Source organism: Bradyrhizobium sp. Ghvi, assembly GCF_900115265.1.
Taxonomy (GTDB): domain Bacteria; phylum Pseudomonadota; class Alphaproteobacteria; order Rhizobiales; family Xanthobacteraceae; genus Bradyrhizobium.
The window spans coordinates 850677-867950 of the sequence record NZ_FOVU01000001.1 but is presented as its reverse complement, the minus strand read 5'-3'; the positions used below and the strand labels follow the sequence as shown (position 1 = coordinate 867950).

Genomic DNA, 17274 nt, shown 5'->3' with positions numbered 1-17274 from the left:
TTTGGCCGTCCCGAGCACGTAGATGTACGGAAGCATGCATTGACGCAATATTGCGCATTCGGCAGTATGCTGCGATGCGAAGAGGATTATAATATGCCTATTGGTGAGTTTGGCGGCGCGCCACCCTTGGTGGCGGAAGGCAGTCCGGTCCTGACCACGCCGATGTACTGGATGTACGAGATGGCGCACGCCTCTCTCAATCCGGCTCGTGCGGTCACCGACGCGACCAAGCTCCTGTTTCAGAATCCCCTCAATCCCTGGGCGCGAACCGAGATCGGCAAGTCGGTCGCCGCGGCCTGCGAGTTGTTCGAGCGCACCACGCGCCGCTACGGAAAGCCGGAATGGGGCCTCGATGATACCGAGGTCAACGGCATCCGCGTTCCCGTCGAGGTCCGTTCGGTGTGGGAAAAGCCGTTCTGCCGGCTGCTCTATTTCGATCGCAAGTTCGCGCGCCCGTTGCGCAGCCCGCAGCCGCGCGTGCTGATCGTCGCGCCGATGTCCGGTCACTACGCGACGCTGCTGCGCGGCACGGTCGAGGCGTTCCTGCCGGCGCATGAGGTCTACATCACCGATTGGGCCGATGCCCGCATGGTGCCCTTGAGCGAAGGCCGCTTCGATCTCGACGATTACATCGATTACGTCATCGAGATGCTGCATGTCCTCGGTGGCAACACCCACGTGATGGCGGTGTGCCAGCCCTCCGTGCCCGTCGTCGCGGCCGTCTCGATCATGGAAGCGCGGCGCGATCCCTTCGTGCCGACGTCGATGACGCTGATGGGCGGCCCGATCGACACGCGCCGCAATCCGACCGCGGTGAACAACCTCGCGCAAGAACGCGGCATCGACTGGTTCCGCAATCACGTCATCACCAAGGTGCCGTTCCCGCATCCGGGCATGATGCGCGACGTCTATCCAGGCTTCCTGCAGCTCAACGGGTTCATCAGCATGAATCTGGATCGGCACATGGATGCCCACAAGCAGCTGTTCGCCAATCTGGTGAAGGGCGACGGCGACCTCGTCGACAAACATCGCGAGTTCTATGACGAATATCTCGCGGTGATGGACCTCTCCGCCGAATATTACCTGCAAACCGTCGATACGGTGTTCGTGAAGCACTCGCTGCCGAAGGGCGAGATGACCCATCGCGGAACTCGCGTCGATCCCAGCAAGGTGACGCGCGTCGCGTTGATGACGGTGGAAGGCGAGAACGACGACATCTCGGGGCTCGGTCAGACCGAAGCGACGCACGCACTATGCAGTGCAATCCCCGATCATCGCCGCGTTCATTACGTGCAGAAGGGTGTTGGACATTACGGCGTGTTCAACGGATCGCGCTTCAAGTCGGAAATCGTGCCGCGCATTCATGACTTCATGGTCTCGGCGGCGAATCCGGCCTCATTGCAGGCGCGCGCGGCCGAATAGCTCTAGATTTCGGCTTTCCCGTCGAAAAATCGGCCCCGGCCGGAGCCTCCGGCAGGGGCAGTTCCCTCTAGATTCGCGGTATTAAGGTAGCCTTCTAGGAGTGAGTCTATCCTCACCCCTTGGGGGTGTCGCATGCGTCCAGCGGGGGCGAAAAAAGCCGGTTCCGACCCCAGTCTGTAGGGTCTCCCGGACTGAAGAACCGCTGTATATTGGGCAAATGATTTGTTTTTGCGCCGAGCGCTTTCCCTGGCGGCGGTTATGGCAGAATCCGGGCGCTCTCCTGCCCCCCGGACTGACAGACATGGCCACTCGCGCACTTCTTTATCGTCGGCCCCACGAACCGAAGACCCTTGTCATCACCCACGGATCGCAGTTTTTTGCCATCCGATTGCGCCGGCACAGACGCGCGCGCCGCTACACCCTCAGAATTCATCCAAGCGACCGCGAAGCCATTCTCACCATGCCGCCGCGCGGCACGCTCGCCGACGCCAAGGACTTCGCGCAGCGTCACGGTGCGTGGATCGCCGCGCGTCTTGGTCGCTTACCCAAGGCTGCACCGTTTCAGCCTGGCACAGTGATACCGCTGCGCGGCGTCCCCCATCGTATCGTGCATCGCGCCGGCCAGCGCGGCACGGTGTGGACCGAGACGCGCGATAGCGGCGACAAAATTCTTTGTGTCGCCGGCGGGCTCGAGCATGTCGATCGCCGCGTCAGCGACTTCCTCAAGCGCGAGGCGCGCCGTGATCTGCAGCGCTCCGCCGAGACCCATGCCGCCGAGCTCGGCGTCAAGGTGAAGCGGCTCTCGATCCGCGATCAGTCCAGCCGCTGGGGCTCCTGCACCTCGGCCGGCTCGCTGTCGTTCTCCTGGCGCCTGATCCTCGCCCCGCCCTTCGTGCTCGACTATCTCGCCGCGCATGAAGTGGCGCATCTCGTCGAGATGAACCACTCGGCCCGGTTCTGGCGCGTCTGCGGCAAGATCTGCCCCTCGATGGAGCGTGCCAAGAAGTGGCTCGACACCTGCGGCAATGATCTGCACCGGTACGGGGTCGAGGATTAGGGGGCGCTGCCAGCTCCGAAGAAGTGTCATCGCCCGCGAAAGCGGGCGATCGCATTTTGCACCATCACATCAAGACGTTCGACCGATACACCCAGCATCCCGCCGCATCCCGCCGCCTACGGTGCATGGGGTTGTTTTCGCGTTTTTGTTCTGACGCCTACCTGTTGCCGCCGAACAGCCGGTCCATCAGCCAGCCATCAAGTCCTGCAGCCGCTTCCGGGCGCACATTGGCGCGCGTCGGCGGCGGGGCGCGATAGCCGCCATTGCTGACCGGCGCAGGTGCAGGTCCAGGCGCCGCCGCCTGCGTTGGCGGCGAGACCTGCGATGAGATCTGCACCAGGTTCGATGGCCCCCAATTGCTTTGCAGGTTCGGCAAGGCCGCCACCTGCACGCCCTCGTGCGCGGCGCGCATGAAGCGGGTCCAGACTTCGACCGGCAGGCCGCCGCCGGTCGCCTTCTTGGTCGGCGAGTTGTCGTCATTGCCGAGCCAGACGCCGGTGACGAGGTTGGCGGTGTAGCCGATGAACCAGGCGTCGCGATAATCCTGGCTGGTGCCGGTCTTGCCGGCCGCCTGCCAGCCGGGAATCTCGGCCTTCTTGGCGGTGCCTGAGATCAGCGTCTCGCGCATCATCGTGTTCATCATGCCGACATAGCGCGGCTCGATCACCTGATTGTGCTCGTCGGGTTGACGCATGTAGAGCAGCTTGCCGTCGAGCGTCTTGATCCGCGTCACCACGTGCGGGGTGGCGGCGAAGCCGCCATTGGCGAATGGCGCATAGGCCCCGACCAGCTCGACCACCGAGACTTCCGAAGTGCCGAGCGCGATCGAGGCGTTGGGCTCGAGCTTGGAGGAGATGCCGAGCCGGTGCGCGGTGCGCACCACGTTCTTCGGCCCGACCTCGAGGCCGAGGCGGATGGCGACGGTGTTGAGCGACATCGCCAGTGCCTGGGTCAGCGTCACCGGGCCGAAATATTCATGGGTGTAGTTCTCGGGCTTCCAGCCCTTGACCTCGATCGGCGCGTCCTGACGGACGGTGTCGGGGGTGAGGCCTTGCTCCATCGCCGTCAGATAGACGAACGGCTTGAACGACGAGCCCGGCTGGCGCTTCGCCGTGACCGCGCGGTTGTACTGGCTCTCGGAATAGTTCCGCCCACCCACCATGGCGCGCACCGCGCCGTCGGGCGTCATCGCGACCAGCGCGCCCTGGCTGACATTGAACTTCACGCTCTTGGCCGCGAGCTCGTCGATGACCGCGGCCTCCGCCACGGCCTGGAGCTTGGGATCGATCGTGGTCTCGACCTTGATGCTGTCGTCGATCTGCCCGACCAGATCGTCCAGCACCTCGCCGATCCAGTCGGCGACGTAGTTGACGGTGCCGGCTCCAATCGGCTTCACGACGTAGGAGGGATGGCCGATCGAGGCCTGCGCCTGCGCTTCGGTGATGAACTTGGCGTCCGCCATCGCCGCGAGCACGACTTGAGCCCGCGCCTCGGCGCCTTCCGGATTGCGGTTCGGCGCGAGCCGCGAGGGCGATTTGACGAGGCCGGCCAGCATCGCGGCTTCCGCGATGGTCACGTTCTTCGCCGACTTGCCGAAATATCTTTGCGCAGCCGCTTCGACGCCGTAGGCGCCGGAGCCGAAATAGACGCGGTTGAGATAGAGCTCGAGAATCTCGTTCTTGGAGTGCTTGCGCTCGAGCCAGATCGCGAGCTCTGCCTCCTGCAGCTTGCGCTGCATCGTGCGCTCCTGGGTCAGGAACAGGTTCTTCGCGAGCTGCTGCGTCAGGGTCGAGCCGCCCTGCGACACGCCGCGGTGAAGCACGTTGGTAACGAGAGCGCGCAGGATGCCGACGGGGTCGATGCCGAAATGCGAATAGAAGCGGCGGTCCTCGATCGCGATGAACGCCTTGGGCAGATAGGGCGGCAAATCCTTCAGCGACACGTTGGCGCCGGCCATCTCGCCGCGCTGCGCCAGCAGGCTGCCGTCGATGCCGACGATCTGGATCGTCGGCGGGCGTTTGGGAATCTCCAGCGACTGGATCGGCGGCAGATGGGCCCCGACCCAGATCACGACGCCGATCACGGCAATGACGCCCCACAGGCTCAGCACCGCTCCCCAATAAACGAGGCGGCCGAGGCCGGCGCCGATGGATGATCTCGACCGGCGCTTGGCGCCGTTTTTGCCCGGCGCCTTGCGCTCGCGCGGCGGCTCATCGTCGGGCGTATCGCTCTTGCGCTTGCTGGAAGATTTTTTCGGCTTGTCGTCGCTGCCGCCGGGAATGCGATCGGCCGCCGTCAGGCGCAGATCGGCGAGCGCCGCGGGCAAGCCGAACAGCGGCTCCTTCCGCCCACCCTTTTTCTTTGCCGACCCCATATGAAAACGCCCGGTCACCCGCCCCGCCGCACGCTAGCGGTCGCTGTTTAAGGCCCCGTTACCCCGTGCTTAACGTCTGATTAGGAGATGCGGCATTCCCGGGCCGCAGTTCCGCTCATGGGGCGGCAGCGCTAGGATCGCGGCCATAAAACAAAGGGAGTTCGCATGGGCCACATCGATCCGACCAAGGAGATCTTCGCGCAATTCCGGGAGAACGATCGCCCGGGTCCGATTCACATGCTCAATCTGGTGCGTCTGCGCAAAGAGGCCGCCTATCCCGACGGCCGCAAAGCCACCGGCGCGGAAGCCTACGCGGCCTATGGCCGAGAAAGCGGGCCGGTGTTCGAGCGCCTCGGCGGCCGCATCATCTGGCAGGGCCGGTTCGAGCTGATGCTGATCGGTCCGCAAGACGAGCGCTGGGACCATTGCTTCATTGCCGAATATCCTGATGTTGCCGCCTTCGTCGAGATGATCCGCGACCCGGTCTACCGCGAGGCGGTGAAGCATCGCCAGGCCGCGGTGGAGGATTCGCGGCTGATCCGCCATGCCGTGCTGCCGGTGGGCAAGAATTTCGGCGAGGTGCCGACATAGAGGCTCCAAACAAATCGGCGGCCCGCAGGCCGCCGATTGCATTTCAGAGCTGTTCGACTAGCCCGCTGGGCCTGAGCCCTCGATGATCGGGCCGAACAGTTCCCAGCGCTCGCCGTTGAACCTCATCATCTGCATCTGCTTGTTGACGCGGTAGTCGTCGGCGCCCGTGTTGATCTTGATGCCAGGGAGCGCCAGGCTGGGAGTGAAGTCCTTGATGTTGGCGACCTGCTTCATGACGTTCTCGCGTGTCAGGTTGTCGCCGCACTGTTTCAGCACCTGAACCAGCAATTCCGCCACCGAATAGCCGTAGGTGTTGACAGTGTTGAGCTTGTCGCCTTCGGGGAAATATTTGTCCATGAACGCGAAGAACGCCTTCACCCCGGGGTCGTCCTTCCACTGCGGGTCGCCCGGCTCCTTGCCATACTGGGTCGAGATGATGCCCTTGGAGATGTCGAGGCCGGCCGGCTTCAGCGTGGCCGAGATCGGGCTCGCATTGATGTCGAGGATGTGCACCGGCGTCCAGCCGAGGTCGGCGAGCTTCTTGATCGCCTGTGCCGCGAATTTCGGCGTCGAGGCATCGAAGAACACGTCGACGCCCATCGACTTCAACTTGACGACCTGTGAATCCACTGTCGGATCGGTGACCTCGTAGGACACCTCGCCGACGATCATGTTGGCCTTGTCGCCGAGACCGCTCTTGAGGCCCGCGAGATAGTCGCGCCCCATGTCGTCGTTCTGGTAGAGCACGCCGATCTTGGCGTTCGGATGCTCCTTGAGAATGTACTTCGCGTAGATCCGCCCCTCGGATACGTAGTTGGGATTGTAGGCGATGGTCCAGGGATAGTTCTTCGGATCGTTGAAGCGCTCGGCGCCGGTCGAGGCGAGCAGCTGCGGCACTTTCTTGCCGTTGAGATATTTTTGAACGGCGGCGTTCGCGGCAGTACCGATCAGCTGGAAGGTGAAGAGCACCTCGTCGCCTTCGACGAGCTTGCGCACCTGTTCGACCGTCTTCGGCGGCGAGTAGGCGTCGTCATACTGGATCAGATTGATCTTGCGGCCGTTGATGCCCCCCTGGTCGTTGATCATCTTGAAATAGGCGGCCTGGGTCTTGCCGATATTGGCATAGACGGAATAGGGGCCGGAGAACGGCACGGTCTGGCCGATCTTGATCTCGGTGTCGCTCGCACCGGTGTCGTATTTCTTCTGTGCGAGGGCCTGGCCGGCGGAAAAGGTGACGGCGAGCGCTGTCGTGGCAGCTAGGAAGGCTCTGCGATTGGTCATGTTGGGTTGTTCCTCCTGACGGAATTTTCGGCCGATGGTCTTTTTCCGTTGATTGCAACGGTCGCCATCGCTGTCGAAGATTGTGGAGGAACGTCCGCCGCCGCGCAAGGATCGCGGCGCTGCGCCGTAGCGTTTCAGACCAAGGTCTCAGGCCAGGAACAAGGCGACCAGCGCGATCACGGCCGGCAGCGCCTGCACGATCAGGATGCGCGCGCTGACGGTTGCCGCACCATAGGCGCCGGCCACGACCACGCAGAGCAGGAAGAACACCTTGATCTGAAACGCGAGGGCCGGATTGCCGTGCACCAAGCTCCAGATCAGGCCGGCGGCGAGGAAGCCGTTGTAGAGACCTTGATTGCCGGCCAGCACCTTGGTGATCGCGGCCTTCTCGGGGGTATTGCGAAAGGTCTTCAAGCCCAATGGCTTGTCCCAGAGAAACATTTCCAGGATCAGGAAATAGGTGTGCAGCGCGGCGACCAGCGCCACCAGGATATTGGCGATGAGAATCAAGATGAGCTCCCCCAAAGCGTCAGCTTTCGGGTGGACGTTAGCATGGCCTGCATGGCAAGTGCGATGGCGTGTTTCGAAGTGATGGTGCCGCAATGCCCACCCGATCAACCAAAACGCCCGAACGCTTCGGCCTCGATCGGCTGGCGACGCCGATCGGGATCGCGTTGCTCGTCACCGATGCCGACGGTGCGTTGCGCGCGCTCGATTGGGACGACTACGAGCACCGCATGCGCGAGCTTTTGCGCCTGCATCACGGCGCGGTGGACCTGGTCGATCAGGTTGCGCCGACGGCGATGAAGGCCGCACTGTCGGCTTACTTCGAGGGTGATCTCGGCCAGCTTGCACGAATCGAATGGCGCATCGGTGGAACGCCGTTCCAGCAAAAGGTCTGGACGGCGCTGACGAAAATTCCGGCAGGCACCACGATGAGTTACGGCGCGCTCGCCGCCAGGATCGAGATGCCCAGGGCGATCAGGGCCGTCGGCCATGCAAATGGCTCCAATCCGATCAGCGTGGTGCTGCCATGCCATCGCCTGATCGGCGCAGATGGCTCGCTGGTGAAATACGGTGGCGGGCTCGAGCGCAAGCGCTGGTTGCTGCGGCATGAGGGCGTGGAAATTTAGCTCTCCTGTCATTCCGAGGCGCGCGAAGCGCGCCCCGGAATGACGAGGACAGAGATGTGCGCTGTTACGCCGCCGGCTGGACCGCCTTGTCGCCGGCCATGACATGCGTCAGCGCGCTCTTGATCGCGGCCTGACGGGTCGGCGCGTTGATCTGCGCGCCGAGCAAATCGGTGACGTAGAACACGTCGCGGGCGCGTTCGCCGAAGGTCGCGACGTGGGCCGAGGCAATATTGAGGTTGAGCTTCGAGATCGCAGTGGTCAGTTCGTAGAGCAGGCCGGGGCGGTCCAAGCCCGAGACCTCGATCACGGTATAGCGGTCGGACCATTGGTTGTTGATGGTCACCTCCGGCTCGATCACGAACGGCTTTACTTTGCTGCGCACCGTGCGCCGCGCCACCACTTCGGGCAGGCGCAGCTTGCCTTCCAGCACGTCTTCGATCATCTCGCCGATGCGGGTGGCGCGCCTTCCCTCGTCCTCGTCGCGGTCGTATTCACGCGAGATCGAGATCGTGTCGAGCGCGCGCCCGTCGGTCGTGGTGTAGATCTGGGCGTCGACGATATTGGCGCCGGCCGAAGCGCAGGCGCCGGCGATGATCGACAGCAGCCAGGGATGGTCGGCAGCGAAGATCGTCAGCTCGGTGACGCCGCGCACCTCGTCGAAGCCGACATTGATTGCGAGCTTGTGGCCGGCCTGTTCGCTCGACCGCACGAAGCGGGCGTGACGGATCTTTCGCGGCAGCTCGACCTTGAGCCAGTACGCCGGATAGTGCCGGCCGATATAGGCATCGAGCTCGTCGGCCGGCCATTCGGCGAAGGCCGTGCGGAATTCGGCGTGCGCGGCAACGAGGCGTTTTCCGCGGTCGACCTCCGAAAAGCCGCCGGTCAGCACCGGCTCGGTCTCGTAATAGAGAGAGCGCAGGAGCTGCGCCTTCCAGCCGTTCCACACGCCCGGACCGACGCCGCGGATGTCGGCGGTGGTGAGGATCGTCAGCAGTTTCATCTGCTCGACCGACTGCACCACGGCGGCAAAATTCTCGATGGTCTTGCGGTCCGAGAGATCGCGCGACTGCGCGACCGTGGACATCGTCAGATGCTCCTCGATCAGCCAGGCTATGAGCTCGGTGTCGGCCGCGCTGAAGCCGAGCCGCGGGCAGAGCCGTCGCGCGACCTTGGCGCCTGCGATCGAGTGATCCTCCGGCCGCCCCTTGGCGATGTCGTGCAACAATGTCGTGATGTAGATCACCGCGCGGTGATCGGGGCGAATCTTGCGCATCAGGTCGCTGGCGAGCGCGAACTCCTCGATGCCGCCGCGCTCGATGTCCTGGAGGAAGCCTACGCAGCGGATCAGGTGCTCGTCGACGGTGTAGTGATGATACATGTTGAACTGCATCATCGAGACGATCTTGCCGAAGGCGCGAATGAAATGGCCGAGCACGCCGGTCTCGTTCATTCGGCGCAGCACGATCTCGGCGTTGTCGGAGGTCAGGATCTCCATGAACAGCCGGTTGGCCTCGGGATTCTCACGCATGTGCGCGTTGATCAGGCCGAGTGAGCGCGTCACGTCGCGCATCGCATCCGGATGGAAGGCGAGGTTGTTCTTCTGCGCCAGGCGGAAGATGCGGATCAAATTGACCGGATCGTGCTTGAAAACGTCGGGCGCGGCGACGTTGATGCGGTTGTTGTCGACGATGAAGTCGTCGCTCTCGGGAACACGCCGCTTCGCCTGGGTGGGGCGCAGCCGTGCCATCATCCGGCTCAGCACCGGGGCGGGCTTGGCCTGCTGGTCCTCGAGCTTGGCGCACAGGATCGCCGTGAGATTGCCGACTTCCTTGGCGACCAGGAAGTAGTGCTTCATGAAGCGCTCGACGTCCTGCATGCCGGGATGCGAAGTGTAGCCGAGCCGGACCGCGATCTCGCGCTGAAGGTCGAAGGAGAGGCGCTCTTCGGCACGATTGCAGTAGAAATGCAGATTGCAGCGCACTGACCAGAGGAAATCGGCGCACCGGCGGAAGCTGCGGTACTCCTGCGCGTCGAACACGCCGCGCTCGACCAGCTCGTCGGTGTCGCGGACGCGATAGACGTATTTGGCGATCCAGAACAGCGTGTGCAGGTCGCGCAGCGCGCCCTTGCCGTCCTTGACGTTGGGCTCGACCAGATAGCGCGACTGGCCGCCGCGACGATGGCGTTCTTCGCGTTCGGCGAGCTTGGCCGTGACGAACTCGGACGCGGTGCCCTGCACCACCTCTCTGTCGAAGCGCTCGACCAGCTCGTCATAAAGCGGCTTGTCGCCGGTGAGGAAGCGCGTCTCCAGGATGGCGGTGCGGATGGTCATGTCGCCGCGCGCCTGGCGGATCGATTCATCGACCGAGCGGGTGGCGTGGCCGACCTTCAGGCCCATGTCCCAGAGACAATAGAGAATGGCTTCAGCAACCTGCTCGCCCCAGGCGGTCTGCTTGTAGGGCAGGATGAAGAGGAGATCGATGTCCGATTCCGGGGCCATCAGGCCGCGGCCATACCCGCCGGTCGCCACCACCGCCATGCGCTCAGCGCCGCTTGGGATCGGGGAGCGGTAGAGATGGCGGGTCGCGGCCGAATAGAGGATGCGGATGATCTCGTCCTGGACGTGGCACAGCCGCTCGGCGCAGCGGCGGCCATGGCGGTCTTTCAGGAGAATCGTCTGCGCGGCCGCGCGCGCTGCGATCAGCTCGGCCTTGAGCAGTTGCGCGGTCGCCGTGCGGAATGCGTCCTCGCGGCCCTGATGCTTCTCGGCAAGGGCATCGACCGCGGCGGCAATCCGCGCGGTATCGAAGCGATCATCCACCTCGGGTTTATGCTCAGTCGCAACGCTGTCCATGTCTCACCGGATATAAGAGGTGACAGGCGCTGTCACGAGACATTCGCGGACGGACGAGGGGCGAGTTCGGCCGCGCAGGCCAGTCGGCCCCAATGTTAATCTCGGATTCCGACGTAACATAATGAATATATTTGATTTTTTCACGTGCGCCGCCGGCTGCTCATGACAGCTTCCACCAATCATGGGCTGACACGAAACCGATCGCCTCCTATACCGCTCATCGGTACGTCAGGGAGAGAACACAATGGACGCCGCAGAGCTGCGCCAGATGCAGGCCCCGATCAAGGAGCGCTACAAGGCAGATCCCAAGACCGCGATGATCACGCTGAAGGCGAAGGGCTCGACCGACAGCGAAGGCATCGCCTGCAAGGTCGAGACCGGCCGGGCCATCGCCATGGCCGGGCTGCATCCCGGGACCGGCGGCTCCGGTCTCGAACTTTGCTCCGGCGACATGCTGCTCGAGGCGCTGGTCGCCTGCGCCGGCGTCACGCTGAAGTCAGTTGCGACTGCGATCGAGGTGCCGCTCAGAAGCGGCAACATCTACGCCGAAGGCGATCTTGATTTCCGCGGCACACTCGGCGTCGACAAGGAAGCGCCAGTCGGCTTCGCCGAGATACGCCTCCGCTTCGAGGTCGATACTGATGCGCCGCAAGACAAGCTCGACCTCCTGCTCAAGCTCACCGAGCGCTATTGCGTGGTCTACCAGACTATCAAGAACGGCCCGAAGATTTCGGTGTCGATGCAGCGGAAGTGAGGCGAAGGTCCCATACTAGGTGTCCTCCCGGGGCGCTCCGCTTGGCGCGAGCCCGGGACCCATAAGCCCAGGCCGTCGTGATTTCGACAGCCGTTGCTCCAGCTCTTCATCAGTATGCCTGTGGTTATGGATTCCGGGCTCGCACTTTGCGCGGTCCGGAATGACAGACAGAATGTCCCTCGACCTCCACTTCATCCTCTTCCTTCTCCTGCGCATGGCGATCGCGGCGGCGTTCGTCGTGTCGGCGTCCGTGATCACCGAGCGTGCCGGCCCCGTGATTGGCGCGCTGGTCGCGACGTTGCCTGTCTCTGCCGGTCCTTCCTACGTCTTCCTCGCCATTGACCATGACGCGGCCTTCATCGCCCAGGGTGCACTCTCGAGCCTTCCGGTCAACGCCGCGACGATCTTCATGGGACTCACCTACGTCGTGCTGGCGCAGCGGCATAGTCTTGTCCTCAGCGTCGGAAGCGCCGTCGCGGTCTGGGTCGTGCTCGCCTCGATCATCCGCCAGTTCGAATGGCCGCTCACGGCAGGACTCGCCGCCAATCTGATCGCGTTCGGCATCTGCATCCCGCTGCTGTCAGGCTATCGCCACGTGAAGATGCCGCTGGTGACGCGCCGCTGGTACGACATTCCGATGCGGGCTTCGCTCGTCGCGACTCTCGTCGCCATCGTGGTCTCGACCTCGGGCTGGGTCGGCCCCAGGATCAGCGGCATCATCGCGTTATATCCCGTGGTGTTCTCCAGCATCATGCTGATCCTGCATCCGCGTATCGGCGGACCACCGACCGCTGCCGTGCTTGCCAACTCAGCCTGGGGGTTGCTCGGTTTCGGCATGGCGATCGCGGTCCTGCACGTTGCGGTCGTGGAATTTGGATCGGTGGTAGGTCTTTCTCTCGCGCTTGCAACCTGCGTGGTGTGGAACCTGACACTGTGGTGGTTCGGACGCAGAAGATCGCGCATCGAGGCGTAAGCGCCGGCAACTCCTCCGTGCTCAGCTGCCGTAATTCTGCGGTGTTGGACCGCGCGTTTCGACAGCGTCGTTAATCTAATCTTTGCGCATCGACCCTAAGTTTACTCGTCAGAGTTCGAGACGGCCCAAGTCGAATGACGGGGCGGACAGTTCCCCCAGTACATGAGAGCAAACGGCGAGCCGAAGTTTCGAGCACGCAAGGCCGCACATATTGTGCGGAACGATTCCCAACGAGGAGACATTTGGATGTTTGGTCGCAAATCCCAAGTTGATGCACAGGCGCGACTCGACGCCATCGGCCGTTCGCAGGCCATGATCGAATTCAATCTTGATGGCACCATCGTCACGGCCAACAAGAATTTTCTCGATGCCCTCGGCTATCGGCTTGAGGAGATCCAGGGCAAGCATCACTCCATGTTCGTGCCGGCCGACCAGCGCGACAGCGCCGAGTACAAGGCGTTCTGGGCTGCATTGAACCGTGGCGAGTATCAGGCGCGCGAGTTCAAACGGATCGCGAAGGGCGGCCGCGAGGTCTGGATCGAAGCATCCTACAATCCGGTGCTCGACGGCAACGGCAAGACGGTGATGGTCGCCAAGATTGCGACCGAGATCACTGCGAAAAAAGTCCGGAGCATGACGGACGCTTCGAAGATTGCCGCGATCAGCCGCGCCCAGGCGGTGATCGAGTTCAAGCTCGACGGTACCATCCTCACAGCCAACGAGAATTTCTGCAAGACACTCGGCTACTCGCTCGCCGAGATCGAGGGCAAGCACCACAGCCTGTTCGTGGCCGAGGCTGACCGCAACAGTGCGGCCTATCGCGAATTCTGGGCCGCGCTCAACCGCGGCCACTATCAGGCCGGAGAGTTCAAGCGAATCGGCAAGGGCGGCAGGGAGGTTTGGATCCTCGCTTCCTACAATCCGCTGCTCGACGAGAACGGCAAGCCCTACGGCGTCGTGAAGTTTGCGACCGACGTGACGGCGGACAAGCTGAAGAACGCCGACCTCGCCGGTCAGATCGCGGCAATCGACAAGACGCAGGCCGTGATCGAATTCAATATGGACGGCACGGTCATCGCCGCGAATGCCAATTTCCTGACCGCGCTCGGCTATTCGCTGGCCGAGATCAAGGGCCGACATCACAGCATGTTCGTCAAGCCCAGTGAGCGCGACGGCGCGGCCTATCGCGAGTTCTGGGCTGCGCTCAACCGCGGCCAGTACCAGGCGGGGGAATACAAGCGCATCGGTAAGGGCGGCAAGGAAGTCTATATCCAGGCCTCCTACAATCCGATCCTCGGCCTCAACGGCAAGCCGTTCAAGGTCGTGAAATATGCCGCCGATACCACCAAGCAGGTGCTGGTCCGCATGGGCAACGAGCGCGTCCGCGGCATGATGGAATCCGTCGCCGCCGGTTCGGAAGAACTCAATGCCTCGGTGCGCGAGATCTCCGAAGCCATGACGAAGTCGCGCGAGACCGCGATGAGCGCCGTGGATCAGGTCGCCGCCGCCGACGCCCAGGCCCAGCGCTTGACCGAAGCCGCGCAGGCGATGAGCGGCATCGTCGAGATGATCAACAGCATCACCGGCCAGATCAACCTGCTGGCGCTGAACGCCACGATCGAATCCGCCCGCGCCGGTGAAGCCGGCCGCGGTTTTGCCGTGGTCGCATCCGAAGTGAAGAGCCTCGCCAACCAGGCCAAGCAGGCTACCGACAAGATCGGCCAGGAGATCGGCAGCCTCAACGGCATCTCGGGCGATGTCGTCAGCGCGCTCGGCTCGATCAAGCAGGCGATCAACAACGTCAGCGAATACGTCACCTCGACCGCCGCCGCGATCGAAGAGCAGAGCACGGTCACGAACGAAATGTCGACCAGCATGCAGCGCGCCGCCGCGGAAGCGGCTGCGATGGCGGCGAGGGCGTAGCAAAGCGCTCGGAATCGTAGGGTGGGTTAGCCCCGTGGATGCGCAACGCGCATCCACTTGGCGTAACCCACCGCTTTCATCTCCGCGGTGACAGAAGTGGTGGGTTACGCCTTCGGCTAACCCACCCTACCGCACCTCTCACTGCTTCGGCAGTTTAGCCTTCAGCGCATAGAGCGCATCAAGCGCTTCGCGCGGCGACATCTCGTCGGGATGCAGCGCCTTCACCGCGTCCAGCAACAGCTCGGCCTCGCTTGGCGGCGCGGATTCGGCGGCGGCACGCGAGGGAACGGCGAACAGCGGCAGGTCGTCGACGAGCGCGCGGGCGGTCTGGCCGCGGTCCTGGGCTTCCAGCTTGGCCAGCACCGATTTGGCACGCGTGATCACGGGCGGCGGCAGGCCGGCGAGCTTGGCCACCTGGATGCCGTAGGAGCGGTCGGCCGAGCCCGGCAGCACTTCGTGCAGGAACACGACATTGCCCTGCCATTCCTTCACCCGCACCGTCGCATTGAACATCCGCGGCAGCTTTGCCGACAGCGCGGTGAGCTCGTGATAATGCGTCGCAAACAACGTGCGGCAGCGATTGCTTTCGTGCAGATGCTCGATCGCGGCCCAGGCAATGGAGAGGCCGTCGAAGGTCGCGGTGCCGCGGCCGATCTCATCCAGGATGACGAGCGAACGTTCGCCGGCCTGGTTCAGGATCGCCGCGGTCTCGACCATCTCCACCATGAAGGTGGAGCGGCCGCGGGCAAGATCGTCGGCGGCGCCGACGCGCGAGAACAGGCGGTCGATGATGCCGATCCGCGCGCGCGCGGCCGGCACGAAGCTGCCGATCTGAGCCAGCAGCGCAATCAGCGCGTTCTGACGCAGGAAGGTCGATTTACCGGCCATGTTCGGACCGGTCAGCAGCCAGAGCTGGCCGGACTTCTGTGCGGGCGCGGGCGAGAGATCGCAGGCATTGGCGATGAAGGGCTCGCCATTGCGCTTCAGGGCTTGCTCGACCACGGGATGGCGTCCAGCTTCGATGGCAAAAGCGAGCGAGCCGTCGACTTCGGGCCGCACGTAATTCTCATCGACCGCGAGCTTGGCCAGCGAGGTTGCAACATCGAGCAGGGCAAAGCCTTGCGCTGCGGCACGCAGATCGTCGCTGATCTCGATCGCCCTGGCGCAGAGCCGCTCGAAGATCTCGAGCTCGAGATTGAGCGCGCGATCACCGGCATTGGCGATCTTGGCTTCGATCTCGCCGAGCTCCGAGGTCGTGAAGCGCACCTGGCCTGCCAGCGTCTGGCGGTGGATGAAGGTCGCGTTCAGCGGCGCCGACATCAGCTTGTCGCCGTGCTGCGCGGTGACCTCGACGAAATAGCCGAGCACGTTGTTGTGTCGGATCTTGAGCGCCTTGACACCGGTGTCGTCGGCATAGCGCGCCTGCATCGAGGCCACGACCAAGCGCGAGGCGTCGCGCAGGTTTCGCGCTTCATCGAGCGCCGGCTCGTAGCCGGTGCGAACGAAGCCCCCGTCGCGCTTGATCAGCGGCAGCTGCTCGTCGAGCGCGCGACCGAATTCGGCCGCGAGTTCGCGTGACGGCCGCTTCAGCGCCGCCATCAGCGCGGCGATCTCCTGCGGCGGCTGGTCGAGTTCACCGAGCCGCGCCAGCACCTGGTCGGCGGCGACGATGCCGTCGCGCAGCCCCGCGAGATCGCGCGGGCCGCCGCGGCCGACCGAGAGACGGGCGAGCGCCCGCGACATGTCCGGCGCGCCGCGCAAAATGCTGCGGACGTCCTCGCGCGTGGCCGAGTCCGCAACGAAGGCGCTGACGGCATCGAGCCGCCGCGCGATCGCCGGTGCGTCCGTCAAAGGCGCGGCGAGCCGTTGTGCCAGCAGCCGCGAGCCGGCCGAGGTCACGGTGCAGTCGATCGCATCGAGCAGCGAGCCGCGGCGCTCGCCCGCAAGGGTTCGCGTCAGCTCGAGATTGGCGCGGGTGGCAGGATCGATCGCCATGGTCGCGCCTGAGGCCTCGCGCGAGGGCGGCGACAGCGGCGGATGCTTGCCGACCTGGGTGCGGTCGACATAGGTGACCGCCGCGGCTGCAGCGGTGGCCTCGAGCCGCGTCAGCTGTGTCAGCCCATCCATGGTCGCGACGGCAAAGTAGTCGCAGAGCCGCTTCTCGGCGGTGGCGCCGTCGAAGACGTCGCGAGTCACCGGCGTCACCGCCGGCAGTTCGCGCAAGGTCTGGGCGAGTTCGTTGTCGCCATAGAGCGCGTCGGTGACGATGGCCTCGTTCGGGTTGATGCGCGCCAGCGTCGCGGCGAGCTCGCCACCCGAAACTTCGGTGACGGTGAATTCGGCCGTGGAGATGTCGATCCAGGCAAGCCCGAAACGGTCGCCGCCGGCGGAGGAGCGGGCGCGCGCAATTGCCAGCAGATAGTTGTTGGCGCGCGCATCCAGCAGCGTGTCCTCGGTCAGCGTGCCCGGCGTAACCAGCCGCACCACGCCTCGGCGCACGACGCTCTTGTTGCCGCGTGCCTTCGCGGCCGCAGGATCCTCGGTCTGTTCGCACACCGCGACCCGATGGCCGGCGCTGATGAGGCGATGCAGATAATCCTCGGAGCGCTCGACCGGGACGCCGCACATCGGGATATCGGCACCCTGATGCTTGCCGCGCTTGGTCAGGACGATACCGAGCGTCTTGGACGCGATCTCTGCGTCCTCGAAGAACAGCTCGTAGAAGTCGCCCATCCGGTAGAACAGCAAAAGGCCCTGATGCGCGGCCTTGATCTCCAGATACTGTTCCATCATCGGGGTGACGCGCACAGCGGCTTCCGCCGGCTGTGCGGGGACGTCCTCGCGGGGCGGGACGGGTATCGGTTGTTGCATCGTCATGGGCGGCGCAACCTACAAAATTTCGCTTCCTGCTC

12 protein-coding genes are annotated in these 17274 nt (G+C 64.0%); 7 read left to right on the top strand and 5 right to left on the bottom strand.

The features are described 5' to 3' along the window. Positions 1–93 precede the first annotated feature (93 nt). Together BM374_RS04060 and BM374_RS04055 are read left to right on the top strand one after the other, a co-directional pair. Positions 94–1422, top strand: coding sequence for a polyhydroxyalkanoate depolymerase (locus BM374_RS04060; protein ID WP_092290222.1), 1329 nt, complete (start codon positions 94–96; stop codon positions 1420–1422). Positions 1423–1639: 217 nt separating this feature from the next. Next, the gene (locus BM374_RS04055; RefSeq protein ID WP_092289247.1) at positions 1640–2479 is read left to right on the top strand and encodes a M48 family metallopeptidase; all 840 of its coding nucleotides are present in this window, start codon (positions 1640–1642) and stop codon (positions 2477–2479) included. 157 nt (positions 2480–2636) lie between these two features. On the opposite strand, the gene BM374_RS04050 is transcribed toward BM374_RS04055, so the two are convergent. Next, positions 2637–4853 (bottom strand): transglycosylase domain-containing protein, encoded by a 2217-nt coding sequence (locus BM374_RS04050; protein ID WP_092289246.1) that lies wholly within the window; start codon positions 4851–4853, stop codon positions 2637–2639. 165 nt (positions 4854–5018) lie between these two features. On the opposite strand from BM374_RS04050, the gene BM374_RS04045 reads away from it, so the two are divergent. Beyond that, positions 5019–5444, top strand: a complete 426-nt coding sequence (locus tag BM374_RS04045; RefSeq protein ID WP_092289245.1) for a DUF1330 domain-containing protein — start codon at positions 5019–5021, stop codon at positions 5442–5444. 57 nt (positions 5445–5501) lie between these two features. Here the strand turns inward: BM374_RS04045 and BM374_RS04040 are convergent, their stop codons facing one another. After that, positions 5502–6725: an ABC transporter substrate-binding protein gene (locus tag BM374_RS04040; RefSeq protein WP_092290220.1), complete on the bottom strand. Its 1224-nt coding sequence runs from the start codon at positions 6723–6725 to the stop codon at positions 5502–5504. 147 nt (positions 6726–6872) lie between these two features. Continuing rightward, positions 6873–7235, bottom strand: a complete 363-nt coding sequence (locus BM374_RS04035) for a DUF1304 domain-containing protein (RefSeq protein WP_210188573.1) — start codon at positions 7233–7235, stop codon at positions 6873–6875. Positions 7236–7327: 92 nt separating this feature from the next. Here BM374_RS04035 and BM374_RS04030 point away from each other — a divergent pair, with 92 nt between their 5' ends. Continuing rightward, positions 7328–7858 (top strand): methylated-DNA--[protein]-cysteine S-methyltransferase, encoded by a 531-nt coding sequence (locus BM374_RS04030; RefSeq protein WP_092289244.1) that lies wholly within the window; start codon positions 7328–7330, stop codon positions 7856–7858. 64 nt (positions 7859–7922) lie between these two features. Here BM374_RS04030 and BM374_RS04025 read toward each other — a convergent pair whose 3' ends face one another. Next, positions 7923–10712, bottom strand: a complete 2790-nt coding sequence (locus BM374_RS04025; protein WP_092289243.1) for a [protein-PII] uridylyltransferase — start codon at positions 10710–10712, stop codon at positions 7923–7925. A gap of 244 nt (positions 10713–10956) precedes the next feature. On the opposite strand from BM374_RS04025, the gene BM374_RS04020 reads away from it, so the two are divergent. From BM374_RS04020 to BM374_RS04010, 3 genes are all read left to right on the top strand, one after another. Further along, a complete protein-coding gene (locus tag BM374_RS04020; RefSeq protein WP_092289242.1) occupies positions 10957–11466 on the top strand; it encodes an OsmC family protein in 510 nt (169 codons plus the stop codon). 172 nt (positions 11467–11638) lie between these two features. After that, entirely contained in the window at positions 11639–12439 is an 801-nt protein-coding gene (locus BM374_RS04015) for a hypothetical protein (protein ID WP_092289241.1), read from the top strand. Positions 12440–12685: 246 nt separating this feature from the next. After that, on the top strand, positions 12686–14362 hold the full coding sequence (locus tag BM374_RS04010) for a methyl-accepting chemotaxis protein (protein WP_092289240.1): 1677 nt from the start codon (positions 12686–12688) through the stop codon (positions 14360–14362). A gap of 138 nt (positions 14363–14500) precedes the next feature. Here BM374_RS04010 and mutS read toward each other — a convergent pair whose 3' ends face one another. After that, the gene (gene mutS / locus BM374_RS04005; RefSeq protein WP_092289239.1) at positions 14501–17239 is read right to left on the bottom strand and encodes a DNA mismatch repair protein MutS; all 2739 of its coding nucleotides are present in this window, start codon (positions 17237–17239) and stop codon (positions 14501–14503) included. Positions 17240–17274: the final 35 nt, after the last annotated feature.